Genomic DNA, 15,980 nt, shown 5'->3' with positions numbered 1-15,980 from the left:
CCGCCGCCACCGCCGGGGCCGCCCTCGTCGCGACGGGACTGGTGCAGTCGGTGACCGCGTCCGCGAACGCGGCACTGAACTCCCTGACCCGCGCGCTGTCGCTGCCCGGCCGCGCGTCCCGGCCGCGGATGCTGCCCGACTCCCCCGCCGCGATCACCGCCCTCGCCGCCCTCCACTGCGGCGAACTCGCCCACGCGGACGCCGTCCTCGCCCGGGCGCGGGAAACCGAGCGGTCCGGCAGCGTCACCACGAACCGGCATCAGCTCCTCACCGCCTGGACGTCCATGGTCCGCGGCGACCTGGCTGCGGCGCAGTCGCGGCTCGACGGCCTCGACGCGGCGTCGATGCAGCAGCGCGACCTGCTGTTCGTCCACGGTCTGCGGGTGGGCCTGGCCCGGCGCACCGGCGACAACGCGGCACTCCTGCAGGCCTGGTCGGGAGCGCAGGGTGTGCTCGCCGAGTACTCGGTGGACCTGCTGAGCCTCCTGCCGCTCGGCGAACTGTGGCTGACGTCGATCCGCGTCGGCGAACCCGCCCGGATCACCCACCTCGTCGAGGACGCGCAGTCGTTGCTGCGGACACTCGGCGAACCGGCGATGTGGGGGTCGGCGCTGCACTGGTACGGCGTGCAGGCGTCGATCCTCGCCGAATGTCCCGCAGATCTGATGCCCCACGCGCGGGCACTCGGTGAGGCCGCCAAGGTCAGCACGTACGCGTCGGGACTCGCGACCGCGGGTCGTGCCTGGCTGCGCGTGCTGCAGGGCGATATCGACGCCGCATCCGTCGAGGACGCCGCCCGCACCCTCGACCGGATCGGGTTGCCGTGGGACGGTGCACGCCTCGCGGGCGAGGCCGCACTGCGCGCCTCCGACACGAGGGTCGCGACCACGCTGCTGCAGGTCGCGCGGGCCGTGCGCCAGCCGACGTCGGCGGGCAACGGCTCCGACTCCGCGGTGCTGTCGAACCCCGGCACACCCGGATCACTCACCGACCGCGAGGCCGAGGTGGCAGAACTGCTCGTCCAGGGGCTGACGTACCGGGAGATCGGGGCACGCCTCTACATCTCCGCCAAGACCATCGAGCACCACGTCGCCCGCATCCGGCGCCGCCTGGGCGCCGGGTCGCGGTCCGAGTTGCTGTCGATGCTGCGGGCGATGGGCCACGGGTACTCCGCCGACTCCTGACCTGTGAGTACTTATTAACCGCCCGCGGTTAATAAGTACTCACAGGCGCCGAAGGCGCAGACCCGTGTAACCATTCGACTTCGGCAGGCGACACACTGTGCACATGGTGCGATGATGCACCCCTCGAAACTGTGCCAGTAAGGATTCTCCATGACCACCGGAGTCGGACTCACCGTCGGCGATTCGGTTTCGACGGCGGTGGTGACCGCGTCGGGGACCGATGTGAGGACGATCGAACACCCGTCCGTCCTGTTCACGGCACCGGACGGAACGGTGCAGCTCGGCGATCCGGGCACGGAATCGACGGGAGCGGTCCGCGATTTTCTCGAGCGTGTCGGTGAACCCGCGGGCATCGAGTACGCGGGTTCCCTGACCCGCGCGGAAGATCTCGTCGCGACCGCGATGTTCTGCCTGTTCCGTGAGGCCGCGGACGGGTTGACCGGGACGGTGAAGGTCATCGCCACCCATCCGTCGGACTGGGCGCCCGAGATCGTCACGAAGCTGCGCGAATCCCTCGACTACATGGGCCTGAACGAGGCGACTCTCGTCGCGGAGTCGGTGGCCCTGACCGCCTCGGCAGAGTCTCCGGCGCACGGTGCCGCGCTGCTGGCGGCCGGGCTGGCGCTGACCGACGAGGACACGAGCGCAGACACCGAGTCGATTCCGATCGTCGAGGCCCCACTGCACACCGCGTACTCCGCCGTCACCGCGATACCCGCAGCTGCTGCTACGGCCGACGCGTACCCGTCTGACGCGACCGAGGCGTCCACTCCGGCGAGTGCGCCGACCCCGCCCGCCAAGCGCACGGACCGTCGGCCGCTGATCATCGCGGGTGGCGTCGCGGCAGCACTGGTGCTGGCGGGTGGGACGCTCGCGTTCGCGCTCACCGGCAACGGCAGCACCGCGGTCCCGTCGATTCAGGACGCCCAGACCGCGCCGCTGACGACGTCGAGCGCGCGGCCCACGTCTTCGGCAGCCGCCGTCTTCCCGACCGCGAGCACGCAGGAGGTGGCCGTGACGACGGAGGTCCAGGCGCCCATCCCGGTCGCTCCTCCGCCGGCGCCGGTCGAGACGACTTCCGTGTTCGTGCCGCCGCCTCCGCCGACCTCGTCGTCCCCGGTGATCACCCTCCCGTCGATCACCACGGTCCCGCAGACGACCACGACGACGACCGCCACCACCACCACCTCGTCCACCACCGCTGCCACTACCACCACGACGCCGCCGGAGACGACCACGACGACGAAGCCGGCAGCCGCGGTCGCGACGACCACCACGACGACGACCGCGCCGCCTGCTCTGAAAAGCCCAGGCCAGTGAGGCTCCGGTCACACCTCCCCGACAGGTCGACCGGGTCGTAGCTTAAGGTGGGGCGCTGATACCCACCCCAGAAGGAATCCCTCCGTGAACGGATTCCGTGCAGAAGGGATTTCATGCGTAACGTGCTGGCGCACCGCGCCGCTGTTGTAGGCGCCTCGGCAATGCTTCTTCTCTTTCCGTTTTCCACTGCCGCCCAGGCCGACCCTGTTACGCAGACCGACACCACTCAGCTGAGCGCCGACAAGTTGCCGACCGAGCTGGTCGAGGCCATCACCCGCGACCTGAAGATCAGCCCGCAGGAGTACCTCGACCGCGCCGCGAAGGCACAGGAACTGGGTAGCTACGCCGAGGACTTCCGGGAGCAGCATCCCGACGACTTCGCCGGGGCCTGGATCGGCCTCGACGGCCAGCCCGTCGTCGCGGTCACCACGGACGAGGCCGCCGACGCCGCAGCCAAGGCCGGGTACACCACCCGCATTGCGCCGGTGTCCGCGAACGGCCTGGAGAAGACGCTCTCCGACGTGAACGGCTGGATCGCGGGACTGCCGAAGGACGTGGCGTCCCAGGTCAACTCCGCGTCGATCGACGTCCTCGAGAACCGCGTCGTCATCGATGTCGTCAACAGCCCCATCGGCCAGGCCCTGAACCTGCCGACGCTGCTCGCCAACGTCAAGGTGATGCTGAGCCCCGGTGGCGGCGGTCCGGTCGAGAAGGGCCCCCTCGCCGGTGACACCTACATCACCACCGCGGGTGAGCTGCCGAAGACGCCGATCTCGGAGATCTCCGTGTGCTCGCTGGGCTTCAACGCCGTGGACGACAGCGGCCAGGCGGTCAACATCAGCGCCGGACACTGCAACCCCGCCGAGGGCAAGCCGTCGCCGGTGTTCCTCCCCAATCATCAGAACGTCGACGACAGCCAGCAGATCGGCGCGTTCTCGCAGTCCTCGGTGGGTAATCCGGCCGACAAGCTGGACTACTCGGTGATCAAGCTCAACGAGGCGGGGGTCAAGGCCGGCCTGGACCGTCCCGCGGTCCGCGGTGCGAACGGCACCACGCTGGAGATCACCGGTACGGCCCGTCCCGTCGTCGGCGCCCCGATCTGCAAGTCGGGTCAGACGTCGTCGTTCACGTGTGGCGTGGTCGCCGCCGATCACGTCGAGACGCAGTTGTTCGTCGCCGACGGTTCGAGTCGCGTGGTCAACGGTTTCGCCGGCACGGCCTGCACCCTCGCGGGTGACAGCGGCGGCGCCATCGTCACCGGAACCCTCGCGCTGGGAATCACCAGTGGTTCCAACGCCAGTGGCGCCCCCAACTGCACGGAGGCGAACCTGGTGCTGGCACCGGAGGGTGGCACGGCCAGCCTGGGCATCCCGGTCGCGGACATCGTGGACACGATCGGCTCCGGGATGCACGTGCGCACCATCTCCGACTAGTTCTCCACCCTGTGCCCGGTGTCCGTTCCGCTCGGACACCGGGCACCGGTGTGTTCAGGCGTGTGTCCGCTTTGTCCAGCTGCATCGTCCGCCGAGAGTGTTACAGGTGGGAATAGGCGGGGCGAACCCATATAGTCGACTCCGACTGTGTACGGCCTTACCTGTCGGGGGGGTCGTATTCGTATGCGCCCGCGAGGCAACTGCGAACAAACAAACATAGAAAGGCCCCCATGCGAAGCTCCATCGCACGTCGTGCCGCCGTGTTCGGCTCTGCCGCGCTGCTGCTCCTCGGTCCGGTCGCCGCATCCGCTCAGGCCGATCCGGTCGAGCCCGGAGTGTCCGGCCAGGCCGCCAAGCTTCCCGCGGAACTGATCGACGCCATTCAGCGTGATCTGTCGTTGAGCCCGGACCAGTACCTGGAGCACTCCGAGCTGGGCCAGAAGCTGGCCGAGTTCGCCAAGATCGCCCGCACCCAGTTCCCGGACGCCTTCGCCGGAACCTGGCTCGACAACGCCGGCACCCCGATCGTCGGGCTCGCCGACGGGGCCGACAAGGATGCCGCTGTCGCCGCAGCCGAGAAGGCCGGCTTCGAGGTCAAGGATGTGGCTCAGAGCGAGAGCAGCCTGCAGGCGCAGGTGAAGACGCTCGACGGTTGGCTGGACACCCAGCCGCCCGCCGTCTCGGATCTGGTGCGCGGTGTGGCCATCGACATCGTGAACAACGATCTGGTGCTCCGCGCCGACAACGTCGGCGGGTTGCAGCTTCCGGACTTCCTGAAGGGCGCCCGCATCGTGCAGTCGCCTGCCACGGCCGCTCCGCAGCCGTCCACCGATCTCACCCCCATCGCCGAGCCGCTCCCCGCCGACGCCCTGCTGGGCGGCGACGCCTACGGCTCGCTCGGCGGCGGCGTGGGGCTGCGCTGCTCGCTCGGTTTCAACGGCACCGACAGCGCGGGCCGACCGGTGAACATCACGGCAGGGCATTGCGACCCCAACCTGGCGGCAGCAGGCACCTCGGAGGCGTCGGAGGCGTTCGCGCTGGTTCCGGGTGGCACCGGTCCGCGGATCGGCACCTTCGCGAAGACCAGCCTGGACATTCACGACTACTCGATCATCCGGGCCGACGACAGCGCAGCACGCCGGTTCGAGAACAACGGCGTCCGCGTTCCCGGCGCGGCGCCGGTCGCCATCACCGGAACAGCCGACCCGATTGTCGGTGCCCCGGTCTGCAAGTCGGGTCTGACCACCGGCTTCACGTGCGGTCGGGTCACGTCCGTCGCGCAGACCGTGTCGGTCGGTGAGCGGACGCTGGCCGACAGCTTCTCGACGAGCATGTGCGCCCTGCAGGGCGACAGCGGCGGCACCATCGTCACCGGCACCCTGGCACTCGGCATCTCGAGCGCGTCCAACGTCGGGCAGTACCCGATCTGCCAGGTCGCGGACGTCGTCACGTTCGTCCTCGGCGAGAGCCCCGAACTGTTCGCCACGCCGATCAACGAGGTGCTGGCGGAGAACCCGGGTCTGCGCGTGCGCACCTCGTAACGCACTCCGCCGACGACCGCGGCCCGCCTCCTTCTCGAAGGAGGCGGGCCGTTGTCGTCGGTAGCGAACTCGTCGCGGACCAGTGCGTCGTGCACGCGCCGCGGTCCGACCGCTGCCGGCTACCCGACGCGCGGGGGTCCGATCAGGACGTCGGGTCGGGCGCGGGCGGCACGAAGGGCGTGTTGATGGTGATCAGGTACTGGATTCCGAGAATCACCAGTGCGGCGCCGCCCACGAAGATGGTCCCGGCCAGCCCGCCGGCGGCGAATCCCGCCATCAGCCCACCGAGGCACCCGACCGGGGTGCCGATCACGGTCACGGCAAGCAACCCGCAGCCGACCGCGAGACCCACGACTCCGAAGATCACGCCGAAGATCAGGCCGCCGATCAGTGTCGCGTAGCCGAGATAGCTGTTGAAGTCGGCCAGTGCGACGTCGTCCCGCTCGTCCTGGGTGTCGAACCCCTCCTGCGCCACCGACTTCAGTGACGATGCGACGTCCGCGGGTACGTGCGGGGTGAGCGTCACCGTGCGTCCGGCGAGGTCGGCGTCGATCGGATAGACGGCATCACCCAGCCGGATCGTGAGAGGAAGTGCCGCAACCACCTTGCCGCCGTCGTCCACCACCTCGATCGCGTCGCGGGTGTCGGTGATCCGAAAGGCACCCGCGTCGATCGATGTGACCACCGAATCGCCCTCGGCGTGCGCCTCGTAGCCGATGTCGGGCGCACCCTGCGTCACCGGAGATGCGTGGGCGGTGCCGGCGTCGAGCCCGAGGGCCGCGACGACGAGGAACGCTGCGCCGGTGAGGGCCCGGACGTTCCGTGCGTACCGGCCGCTCATGCCGCGGGTGCCGGTGCGACGAACGGGCTGTTAATCGTGTTGAAGTACTGGATACCCAGAATCACGAGGGCGCCGCCGCCGACCACGATCGTGCCCGCGAGCGCAGCAACGGGGGCGACGATCAGCGCTCCCCCGATGCACCCGGCCACCGGTCCGGCGAGGCCGAGGAACGGAATCACCAGCGCCGCCGTTCCGGGGATGACACCGACCGCGCAGCCGATCGCCCCGCCGATGATGGCTGCGACGATCGCGGTGATCGCCGTGGTGATACCCAGTTGCTGCTGGAAGTCGTCGAGTGCGCGATCGTCGCGTTCCTCCTTGTCCACCGGTGCGGCGACGTCGTCGAGGGTCAGCCGTTGCGACACGGGGACGGGGGTCGCCGCCGCCGGATCCATGTTCGGGACGAGTCGCAGAACGCGCGCGGATGCGTCGACCGCCACGGCGAAGGGGTGCTGTACATCGTCGACCCGGAAGAAGGTGGGGATGGAGGCCACGACCCGGCCGCCGTCGTCGACGACGTCGACGGTGTCGTTGGCGGCGTTGATGGAGAAGGCGCCGGCGTCGAGGGTCGCCACAGCGGCGTCGCCGTCACGGGCGGTCTGGTAGTTGATATTCGGGATGCCCTGCTCCGCGCCCGCTTGCGGTGCGACTGCCGGATCGGCGTAGGACGTTGCCGCTCCGACGCCCATCGCCGCGACGACGAGCATGGATGTGGCAGTAAACCGTCGAAGGTTCATCGAGATCCGTTTCGAGAGCAGCGCTGTGACGGACGAAGGTTAGCCTAAGCATGGGCGATCCCGGCAGGCCAGCTCAGCCGCTGTGACCAGATTCACTTCCGGAGCTCGTGAAACGACGAACCGCCCGCCCTCCGAACGGAGGACGGGCGGTGTCGGGGTGCGTGCTCGCCCCGTAGAACTCAGAAGAGCTTCGGGCCGACCGTCACGATCGTGATCACGTAGCCAAAGATATCGGCCAGGATGCCGAACAGTTCTGCCATCGAATTCTCACACCTCTCGCAGGGGACCCAGCCTCGTCGAAGACTTACTTCGCGTCCTTGTCCTTCTTTGCCCAGATCGTGGTGCCGTCGGGCGCCGTCAGCGTCTGAGCGAGCTGGATACCCGCGATGACGAGGGTCGGTCCACCGACAACGACAGTTCCGGCGATCGCACCGACTGCCGCGAACACCGGGACCGTAGCGAGCGCGACAGGCCCTGCGATCAGACCGACCAGCCCGATTGCCCCACCGACGACCGTGCCCGCCAATCCCCCGACGGCAGTGGCCAGCGTGAGCTGCTGAGCGAAATTCGTCTGAGCTCTCGTGTTCTCCTCGACCGAGGCCACATCGCTCAGCGGCAAATCGATGTCCGCAACCGGGGTCGCCTTGGTGCGATCGGTGACCGGAGTCAACGTGAGAGTCCTGCCGTCTTCACTGACCTCTTCATCGAAGGGGAACTGCAATCCGTCGAACCTGTAGGCGAGCGGGAGCGAGACGACCGGGTTTCCCGCTCCGTCCTCGAGCGCAACGGACTGGCCATCCGACGCCACAACGAACGCACCCGCATCGATCTTCGTGACGACGGCGCGATCCTCCACGTGGGTTTCGTAGCCGATCTGCTCCTGAGGCGTACCCGGGTCGGCACTCGCGAGGCCGGAGCCCGCAGCAAAAACGGCCGCCACCAAAGCCGATGTCGTGACGACTCGACGCAACTTCATTCGATCCCCTTTGAGTTTCAACCCCATCTGTTGCTAAACAGTAACCTGCTGCTGTGAGAGATCCCAATTGAGTCTCGACTCGAGAAAATTCCCGACTCGGAACAAATCGGCGCGGAGTAACAAAAGCCCGCCCGCAGAACTGTCGCGCACCCTAAATCAGAGAATTTCACCGAACATAGCTTCAGTTATTACCACAAAAAGCGGGGAACCGGTCGGTTTCTTCGCTGGGTGGCACCGGCACGACTCGGCCCCGTCGCACTCGGGCGCGACGGGGCCGGACAGCGAAGGGAGTCGGACTACTCGACGCGATCCGCGTAGATCGAGGTGCCCGGGGCGGCGTTGTACGTCTCCCACAACTGGTACGCACTGACGCCGAGAGTGGGGCCACCGGCGACGATCGTTCCGACAACCCCGCCGATTCCGGCTCCGGTCACCAGTCCGGCGACACAGCCGGCGGGAAGTGTTGCGATACAGCCGATTCCGGCCCCAGCGATCGTTCCGACCAGACTTCCGACCGTGACGGCGATGCCGACCTGCGCACCGAACTGACCGAACGCCCTGTCGTTCTCCTCTCGGGAGGCGACGTCATGCAACGGCAGCGGAAGAACCGCGGGCGCCGTCGACGTCGCTACCGTCGACGTCGGCGCGGGCGCGACAGCCGGTCCTGCATGGGAGACTCCGGCAGCCAGACCCATGGCGGCAACCGCCATGCCTGCCGTCACTGCAGCTGTTCTCACGATCATTGATGCCTCATTTCAGGAGCGTCCCGACGAAGTATTGGTGTGATCGAAGTGCACTGCGCAACCCTGGCCAGGGCCGGAAAACACGCTCAGAGTAACAGCGGAATCACGCCCGAAATCGGCATTGACGAAAATTTCATCCAGATGCCAAGTTACCGATCGGTAGCAACTCGAATCGGTGTAATTCGCGCTAAATGCGGTGGAATGAATTACGTCACTCCATCAATTTCCGAAGTCGTCGCGGCGCGCGCAAACCCGAATTAGCCGATCGTTATCCGGCCGCGACACGAACGCGTCGAATTCGTGACACTCCAGACCCGACCGACGCCCGCTGGAGCCGGCTCGCGCACCCCGCGGCGGTCGCCGGCGGGACTTAGGGCGACCTTGGGCGAACACCGCAATTCCGACCCTTTAACGTGGCGAACAGATAAGTCCGATTGTGGCATGCGCCACATGCTGCATCGGCGCCCCAGCTGCAGAGATCCTGTTCGACAGCGGTAAGTTACCCACAGGTAGGCTGATTAAGTTACTAGCGGGTAACTTAGCAAGCGTTAGGATCACGAGCAGTCCCGAGGTGGCCGCCCTGCCGCCCTGAAACGAAAGGCCACGACATGAATGCCCTGACGATCACGTTGGGCACCATCGGCGTGCTGCTGAGCCTCGTATGTTGGTTCTCCTTCATCACAGGCGCATTGAAGATGGTCAACGTCGTCCGGATAGGCCAGTCGGCCCCGGACCGATGGCGTCCCTTCTTCCCGCGCTTCAAGCAGATGTGCATCGAGTTCATCGCGCATACCCGCATGAGCAAGTTCCGCACCGTCGGCTGGGCTCACTGGCTCGTCATGGTCGGCTTCATGCTCGGAGCGATCGTGTGGTTCGAGGCCTACGGGCAGACGTTCGACCCGGAGTTCCACTGGCCGCTGGTCGGTAACACCGCCGTCTACCACTTCATCGACGAGATCCTCGGTCTCGGCACGGTCATCGGCATCACCACGCTGATCGTGATCCGCCAGCTCAACCACCCGCGTGTTCCCGCGCGGCTGTCCCGGTTCGGCGGGTCCGACTTCAGGGCCGCCTACTTCGTCGAGGCCGTCGTCCTCATCGAGGGCCTGGGCATGATCTTCGTGAAGGCCGGCAAGATCGCCACCTACGGCCACTCCAACCCGTGGACCGACTTCTTCACGATGAACCTCGCGAAACTGCTCCCCGCGAGCCCGAACATGGTTGCGGTCTTCGCCTTCGTCAAGCTGATGTCGGGCATGATCTGGCTCTACGTCGTCGGACGCAACATCACCTGGGGTGTCGCGTGGCACCGTTTCGCGGCGTTCGCGAACATCTACTTCAAGCGTGAGGACGACGGCGACGTCGCCCTCGGTGCGGCCAAGCCCATGATGTCCCAGGGCAAGCCCATCAACATGGAGGACGCCGATCCCGACACCGACACGTTCGGCGCCGGCAACATCGAGGACTTCTCCTGGAAGGGCTGGCTGGACTTCACCACCTGCACCGAGTGCGGTCGCTGCCAGTCGCAGTGCCCCGCGTGGAACACCGGCAAGCCGCTGTCCCCGAAACTGCTCATCACGTCGCTGCGCGACCACGGTTACGCGAAGGCCCCGTACCTGCTGGCCGGTGGCCGCAAGGACATGGGCGGCGACGAGGTCGGCCTGGTGAACGGCGAGGGTGCCGTGGACGAGGCCAAGCTCGCCGCGATCCCCGAGGCCGCGCGCCAGGAGGCCGAGCGGAAGCTGGTCGGCGAGACCGTCGAAGGCGAGTTGGCTCCGGTCATCGACGCCGAGACGCTGTGGAGCTGCACCAACTGTGGCGCATGTGTCGAGCAGTGCCCCGTCGACATCGAGCACGTCGACCACATCATCGACATGCGCCGCTACCAGGTGCTGATCGAGTCGGAGTTCCCGTCCGAGCTGGCCGGCCTGTTCAAGAACCTCGAGAACAAGGGCAACCCCTGGGGTCAGAACTCCAAGGACCGTCTCAACTGGATCAACGAGATGGACTTCGAGATTCCGGTGTTCGGCCAGGATGCGGACAGCTTCGAGGATTACGAGTACCTCTTCTGGGTCGGCTGCGCCGGCGCCTACGAGGACCGCGCCAAGAAGACCACGAAGGCCGTCGCGGAACTGCTCGCCACCGCGGGTGTGAAGTTCATGGTGCTCGGCGCCGACGAGACCTGCACCGGTGACTCCGCTCGCCGCGCCGGCAACGAATTCCTGTTCCAGCAGCTCGCCATGCAGAACATCGAGTTGCTGAACTCGGTCTTCGACGGCGTCGAGCAGCGCAAGCGCAAGATCGTCGTCACCTGTGCGCACTGCTTCAACGCGCTCGGCAACGAGTACCCCGAGGTCGGCGGCGAGTACGAGGTGGTTCACCACACTCAGCTGCTCAACCGCCTGGTCCGCCAGAAGAAGCTGATTCCGGTGGCGTCCGTCAGCGAGGACATCACGTATCACGACCCGTGCTTCCTCGGACGCCACAACAAGGTGTACGACGCTCCCCGCGAGCTGATGGAGGCCTCCGGCGCCAAGCTGAAGGAAATGCCCCGTCACGGCGAACGTTCCATGTGCTGTGGTGCCGGTGGCGCCCGCATGTGGATGGAAGAGAACATCGGCAAGCGCATCAACATCGACCGGGTCGACGAGGCGCTCAGTACGGATCCGAAGAAGATCGCGACCGGCTGCCCGTTCTGCCGGGTCATGCTCACCGACGGTGTCACCGCGCGCCAGGAGTCGGGTCAGGGTGAGGGCGTCGAGGTCGTGGACGTCGCACAGCTGATGCTCTCGTCCATCACGCGTCTCGAACCCGAGACGCTGACCGAGAACATCAAGGTCGTTCCCCGTGAGAAGCCGGCCGAGCCGGCAGCACCGGCGGCGGCCGAGGCCAAGGCCGCGGTGGTCGAGAAGGAAGGCGTCGAAGAGGTCGAGGAGGCCGCGGCAACTCCGGCCGCCACAGAGGCTCCGGCGGGCAAGGGTCTGGCGATGAAGGGCCTGGCCAAGGCACCCGGGGCGAAGGCTCCCGGAGCCAAGGCACCCGGCAAGGGTCTCGGCATGGCAGGCGGGGCGAAGGCTCCCGGCGCGAAAGCACCCGCCAAGGGTCTCGGCATGGCGGGTGGAGCGAAGGCTCCCGGCGCCAAGAAGGCTGCTCCCGCTCCGGCCGAGGCTGCCGGCGCCCACGCACCCGCCGCGGAGGCACCGAAGCCGAAGGGTCTCGGACTCGCCGGCGGTGCGAAGGCACCGGGTGGCAAGGGACTGCAGATGAAGGGTGCCGCCAAGGCTCCCGGCGCGAAGGCCGCCGCTCCGGCTGCCGATGCACCGGCTGCGGACGCGTCGACTGCTGAAGCCCCCGCGCAGGAAGCACCCGCCGCGAAGCCGAAGGGGCTCGGACTCGCGTCCGGGGCCAAGGCACCCGGTAAGGGTCTGCAGATGAAGGGCAAGGCGAAGGCTCCCGGCGCGAAGGCTGCTCCTGCGGACGCACCGGCCGAGTCGGCAGTCGCCGAACCCCAGGCTGCCGAGCCCGCGGTCGCCGACACTCCCACAGCTCCGGAGGCACCCGCCGCCGAGGCACCGAAGGCTCCGCCAGTGGCAAAGGCCGGTGGACTGGGTTTCAAGAGCGGCGCCAAGGCTCCCGGAGCCCGCAAGGCCGCAGCTCCCAAAGCTGCAGCACCGCAAGCCGAAGCACCGAAGGCCGAGGCTCCCCCGGCTGAGGCACCGAAGGCCGAGGCATCTGAGGCTGAGGCTGAGGCTCCGAAGGTCGAGGAGTCGAACGGCGACGGGTCCAACGGCAAGGCACCGGAGTCGGTGCAGGCTCCGCCGCAAGCCAAGCCCGGCGGGCTCGGTTTCAAGGCCGGCGCGAAAGCACCGGGCCGGAAGAGCTAGCCGGCAGTAGCTGAACAGCAGCGCCTCCACCGTGATCGGTGGGGGCGCTGCTGTTTCGGTCGGGGCCTCCCTAGCGCGGCCCGGCGCGTCCGGGCGCTCCGCCGCCCATCGGCTGAGCGGGCGCCTGGTTCTGCACGCTCCCGTCCTGCACGCTCTCGTCCTGCACGCTCTCGTCCTGCACGCTCTCGTCCTGCACGCTCTCGTCCTGCACGCTCTCGTCCTGCGCAGACTCGTCTGCGGACGACGCCTGTTCGACGGACGACGTCGTCGTGGTGGTCGTTGCCGAGGACGAGTTGTCCTGGCCGATCATGTGTGTCGCCGCCGCGCCGACACCGAGTAGGACGAGGACGGAGGCGCTCGCCGCCACCATCCACCCCCGAATCCCGGACTTCCGCTTCGTGGGCACCCCGGTCGGTGCCGGAGCGACTGCCGCGGGCGGCGCACTGCGTTGCGTCAGCAACCCGACCGATGCGGACGGGGGCAGCACCCGCGACGACTCTGCGGTCGCGATCGGTCGCGGTGCCGCGGGCGGCCGCACCCGCGGTCCCGGGGCTGTCACGCGGGAGCCCGACCTCTCGAGGGAGGCACGCTCCGCGATCACCGCGGCACCGCGGGCGGACGCGGAAGCCGGCTCGGGCGCGACGACGAGCGGCACGTCCGCGGCCGTCGAGAGCAATTCGGTCACCAGTGGAACCGCCGCCCCGCCGCCGAGGAGGACGACGGCGTCGGCGGGAGTGCCGGCGTCGGCGAGACGTTCGAGTTCACGTGCCACGGTGTTCGCCGCGCGGGTCAGGGGCGCGCGGATGGCGTCCTCGAATTCGGAACGCATGACGCGTATCTGGCGTCGAACCCCGGGAAGTTCGACGGTCACCACCGCCGAGGTGTCCTGCGACAACCGCTCCTTCGCAGTCCGGCAGCGAGACGCCAGTTCGGTCAGCGCACCACGGTGTGCGGGATCGTCGACATCGAAATCCGGGTGTGAGTTCTGGACGAGCCCGACGACATGCCCCGTCAGGAGACGGTCGGCGTGGTCTCCGCTGAAGTCGGTGCTCCGCGTCGACCGGACCACCCCGAATGCGGCACCGCGCCTCGTGACCACGGTCAGGTCGAGGGAATGGGCGCCGACGTCGCACAATAGTAGCGTCACGTAGTCGTCGAGTCGCTCGACCTCGGAGATCCATGCCAGTGCCGCAGTGGTTTCGGGAATCACTGTGACCGTACGATTCTGCAACAGACCCCACCGGCGGATCTCGTCCTCGAGTTCCTCGACCGCGTATCCCGACCAGCCCGCAGGTGCAGCGACCACCACGTGGTCGAGTGCCGGGGTACGGCCGCGAACAAGGCAGTCGAGGGCGGTGGCCACCAGTTGCACTGCCGGTGTCCGGGTTCCGTCGTCGCCGATCACCGGAACGGGATCACCGACCCTGTCGATGAAGTCACGGAACACGATGCTGCCCTGAGGAAGCGGTCCGGTGCGGAGTGCCCCGAGGGTGGGTGCGCTGCTCGACGACAGCGCGAGTTCGGCCGAGTGCCGCACCACCGTGAAGCCGTCGTAGTCCTTGGTGCGCGCCGTCGATCCATCGTGCATCTGTGCGGACACGAACGAGTCGGACCCCATACTGATCCCCATCGATGTCCGCATGTCGTGATCTCCGTTCCGTGATGACGGCAGGTGCCTTTCCTGCCGCCCGAAACGCTAAACCGCCTTCCTGTGCCGGCCGCTGTGTGCTTCCTGCGATGTTCCTGTGTACGTGGCCGCGCCCGCCCCTAGGCAAGGTGCAGCGTCCTCCTATGGTGTTCCCAGGAATGGTCCATAACGTCGTCGTCAGTCGCCTCGAAGGGGCAAACCCGAACTGAAGGAGCACTCATGACGAGAAGCGAAATCCACCCATCGACCGTCATCGATCACGACGTTCCCGCCCCGCACGCCACGCTCGACGTGCGGGCACCGCAGCCCGACCTTGCTGGTGCACCGCCCGTCGCGGACCTTCTGCGCAACGGACTCGACGGGCTCCTACGCGACCTGCACCCCGCGAACTCGATCGGCGACGGCATCTCCCAACACACTGCTCTGCAGCAGAATTCGCGCTCAGCCGACGGAGCCGGCCACGATGCACCGCGCGACGGCGGTAGTCGCGAGTTCGAGAACGTCGGCCGCGACAACCACACCACAGCCGGCAACCAGGACCACCCGAACACCGACCACCACGACACTGCCAACGAAGCGCACCAGAACAACGCCGCCGACGACCACACGGGACACACCGACAATCCCGATGTGTCTGGTGCACGAGCGGGTCACGAGAACGCTCAGGCAGGGATGTCGACTTCGTTCGGAAATTCCGGTCGCGGCGAGTCGTCGATGAACTCGACCGGCGCTTCGGCGAGCCAGCCCGCGTTCAACCAGGGCAACCCGGTTGCGACCCAGCCGACGACTCTGGGGCCGACCACCTCGGTGTCGTCACCGATGTCTTCTTCCGTTCAGCCTGTCGCGGCAGGTCCCGGCGCGAGCGCGGCGCCCGCGGCGGCTACAGCCGCGGCACAGCCGATCACGTCGACACCGGTGTCGACGCACTCCGATTCGGCGGTGACGTCGCAGCCACTCGACATGACGATCCGGCAGACGAACACCGAACCGACGTCCGTGTCGGCAACGTCCGTGCAGAATCAGAATCAGGGCCAGAATCAGGGCCAGAGCCAGAATCAGGTTTCGGACCAGCAGAATACGCGGACCTCGGATGTCACGTCGACCGCCGGCGACGGCGGTACGCAAGCGGCGTCGACCCCCTCGAACTCTGTCACCACCGACTCCGCCGCCACCCAGAACGCGACTGCACCCACCGCGGATCTCGGCCGAACCCAGACGACAACATCGTCCGACACGACCGACAACCATGCGACGACCACCGCGACTCAGACGGCGGAGGCGACGACCACGGCAACGGCACCGACCGCCGACCTCGGCCGGTCCCAGGCTGCCACCACCACGATCACGGCCGACACCGCCGCCGCGACGGCGACGGACACCGCGCAGACCACCCAGACCGCCGACATCACCCATACAGACACCACCCATACAACGGACACCGCAACGACCTTCGACACCGCAACCGCGTACGACTCGAGCACCACACTCGACACGGGAACCACGCTCGACACCGGCACGTCACTCGATTCCACGAGCGCGACCAGCCTCACGTCCGGGCTGACGGCCGATTCCGGCACCACGCTCGATGCCCATGATCAGAGCCTGACTGCGACGACCATCGTCGACCAGCACGTGTTCTGACCTCGACGGGGCGGGTCCGCCGACTCCCCTGC

11 protein-coding genes are annotated in these 15,980 nt (G+C 67.6%); 6 read left to right on the top strand and 5 right to left on the bottom strand.

The window, feature by feature from the left end; genetic code table 11:
* From RJ1_RS21840 to RJ1_RS21825, 4 genes are all read left to right on the top strand, one after another.
* Nucleotides 1–1,184: LuxR C-terminal-related transcriptional regulator (locus RJ1_RS21840; RefSeq protein ID WP_218026505.1), on the top strand; the 1,184-nt coding region annotated here is incomplete at its 5' end.
* A gap of 150 nt (nt 1,185–1,334) precedes the next feature.
* On the top strand, nt 1,335–2,504 hold the full coding sequence (locus RJ1_RS21835) for a hypothetical protein (RefSeq protein ID WP_073363873.1): 1,170 nt from the start codon (nt 1,335–1,337) through the stop codon (nt 2,502–2,504).
* Nucleotides 2,505–2,617: 113 nt separating this feature from the next.
* Nucleotides 2,618–3,937 carry a S1 family peptidase gene (locus RJ1_RS21830; RefSeq protein WP_083400661.1) on the top strand — a complete coding sequence of 440 codons (1,320 nt, stop codon included), beginning with the start codon at nt 2,618–2,620 and terminating at the stop codon, nt 3,935–3,937.
* 230 nt (nt 3,938–4,167) lie between these two features.
* Nucleotides 4,168–5,478 (top strand): S1 family peptidase, encoded by a 1,311-nt coding sequence (locus RJ1_RS21825; protein WP_073363869.1) that lies wholly within the window; start codon nt 4,168–4,170, stop codon nt 5,476–5,478.
* A 142-nt stretch (nt 5,479–5,620) separates the two neighbouring features.
* Here RJ1_RS21825 and RJ1_RS21820 read toward each other — a convergent pair whose 3' ends face one another.
* The 4 genes from RJ1_RS21820 to RJ1_RS21805 form a co-directional block, all read right to left on the bottom strand.
* Nucleotides 5,621–6,319, bottom strand: coding sequence for a DUF8020 domain-containing protein (locus tag RJ1_RS21820; RefSeq protein ID WP_073363867.1), 699 nt, complete (start codon nt 6,317–6,319; stop codon nt 5,621–5,623).
* Nucleotides 6,316–7,026, bottom strand: a complete 711-nt coding sequence (locus RJ1_RS21815) for a DUF8020 domain-containing protein (protein WP_240319942.1) — start codon at nt 7,024–7,026, stop codon at nt 6,316–6,318. Before RJ1_RS21815 ends, RJ1_RS21820 begins: the two co-directional genes overlap by 4 nt.
* A gap of 334 nt (nt 7,027–7,360) precedes the next feature.
* Nucleotides 7,361–8,032 (bottom strand): DUF8020 domain-containing protein, encoded by a 672-nt coding sequence (locus RJ1_RS21810; protein ID WP_073363864.1) that lies wholly within the window; start codon nt 8,030–8,032, stop codon nt 7,361–7,363.
* A 296-nt stretch (nt 8,033–8,328) separates the two neighbouring features.
* Entirely contained in the window at nt 8,329–8,775 is a 447-nt protein-coding gene (locus tag RJ1_RS21805) for a hypothetical protein (RefSeq protein ID WP_073363862.1), read from the bottom strand.
* Nucleotides 8,776–9,383: 608 nt separating this feature from the next.
* Here RJ1_RS21805 and RJ1_RS21800 point away from each other — a divergent pair.
* Nucleotides 9,384–12,659, top strand: coding sequence for a (Fe-S)-binding protein (locus tag RJ1_RS21800; protein ID WP_073363861.1), 3,276 nt, complete (start codon nt 9,384–9,386; stop codon nt 12,657–12,659).
* A 70-nt stretch (nt 12,660–12,729) separates the two neighbouring features.
* On the opposite strand, the gene RJ1_RS21795 is transcribed toward RJ1_RS21800, so the two are convergent.
* The gene (locus tag RJ1_RS21795) at nt 12,730–14,301 is read right to left on the bottom strand and encodes an Hsp70 family protein (protein WP_240319941.1); all 1,572 of its coding nucleotides are present in this window, start codon (nt 14,299–14,301) and stop codon (nt 12,730–12,732) included.
* Nucleotides 14,302–14,526: 225 nt separating this feature from the next.
* On the opposite strand from RJ1_RS21795, the gene RJ1_RS21790 reads away from it, so the two are divergent.
* Nucleotides 14,527–15,948, top strand: coding sequence for a hypothetical protein (locus tag RJ1_RS21790; protein ID WP_073363857.1), 1,422 nt, complete (start codon nt 14,527–14,529; stop codon nt 15,946–15,948).
* The last annotated feature ends 32 nt before the right edge of the window (nt 15,949–15,980 follow it).

It is taken from the genome of Rhodococcus jostii NBRC 16295 (genome assembly GCF_001894825.1).
GTDB classification, from domain to species: Bacteria; Actinomycetota; Actinomycetes; order Mycobacteriales; family Mycobacteriaceae; genus Rhodococcus_F; species Rhodococcus_F jostii.
Note: the sequence above shows the minus strand (reverse complement) of the source record. Positions and strands in the feature narration are given on the sequence as shown.

Excerpts from the sequence above, each read along its gene's own strand:
- RJ1_RS21835 (WP_073363873.1), top strand. The coding sequence starts at position 1,335 with ATGACCACCGGAGTCGGACTCACCGTCGGCGATTCGGTTTCGACGGCG.
- RJ1_RS21795 (WP_240319941.1), bottom strand. The coding sequence starts at position 14,301 with ATGCGGACATCGATGGGGATCAGTATGGGGTCCGACTCGTTCGTGTCC.
- RJ1_RS21825 (WP_073363869.1), top strand. The coding sequence starts at position 4,168 with ATGCGAAGCTCCATCGCACGTCGTGCCGCCGTGTTCGGCTCTGCCGCG.
- RJ1_RS21830 (WP_083400661.1), top strand. The coding sequence starts at position 2,618 with ATGCGTAACGTGCTGGCGCACCGCGCCGCTGTTGTAGGCGCCTCGGCA.
- RJ1_RS21820 (WP_073363867.1), bottom strand. The coding sequence starts at position 6,319 with ATGAGCGGCCGGTACGCACGGAACGTCCGGGCCCTCACCGGCGCAGCG.
- RJ1_RS21805 (WP_073363862.1), bottom strand. The coding sequence starts at position 8,775 with ATGATCGTGAGAACAGCTGCAGTGACGGCAGGCATGGCGGTTGCCGCC.
- RJ1_RS21815 (WP_240319942.1), bottom strand. The coding sequence starts at position 7,026 with ATGCTCGTCGTCGCGGCGATGGGCGTCGGAGCGGCAACGTCCTACGCC.
- RJ1_RS21800 (WP_073363861.1), top strand. The coding sequence starts at position 9,384 with ATGAATGCCCTGACGATCACGTTGGGCACCATCGGCGTGCTGCTGAGC.
- RJ1_RS21790 (WP_073363857.1), top strand. The coding sequence starts at position 14,527 with ATGACGAGAAGCGAAATCCACCCATCGACCGTCATCGATCACGACGTT.
- RJ1_RS21810 (WP_073363864.1), bottom strand. The coding sequence starts at position 8,032 with ATGAAGTTGCGTCGAGTCGTCACGACATCGGCTTTGGTGGCGGCCGTT.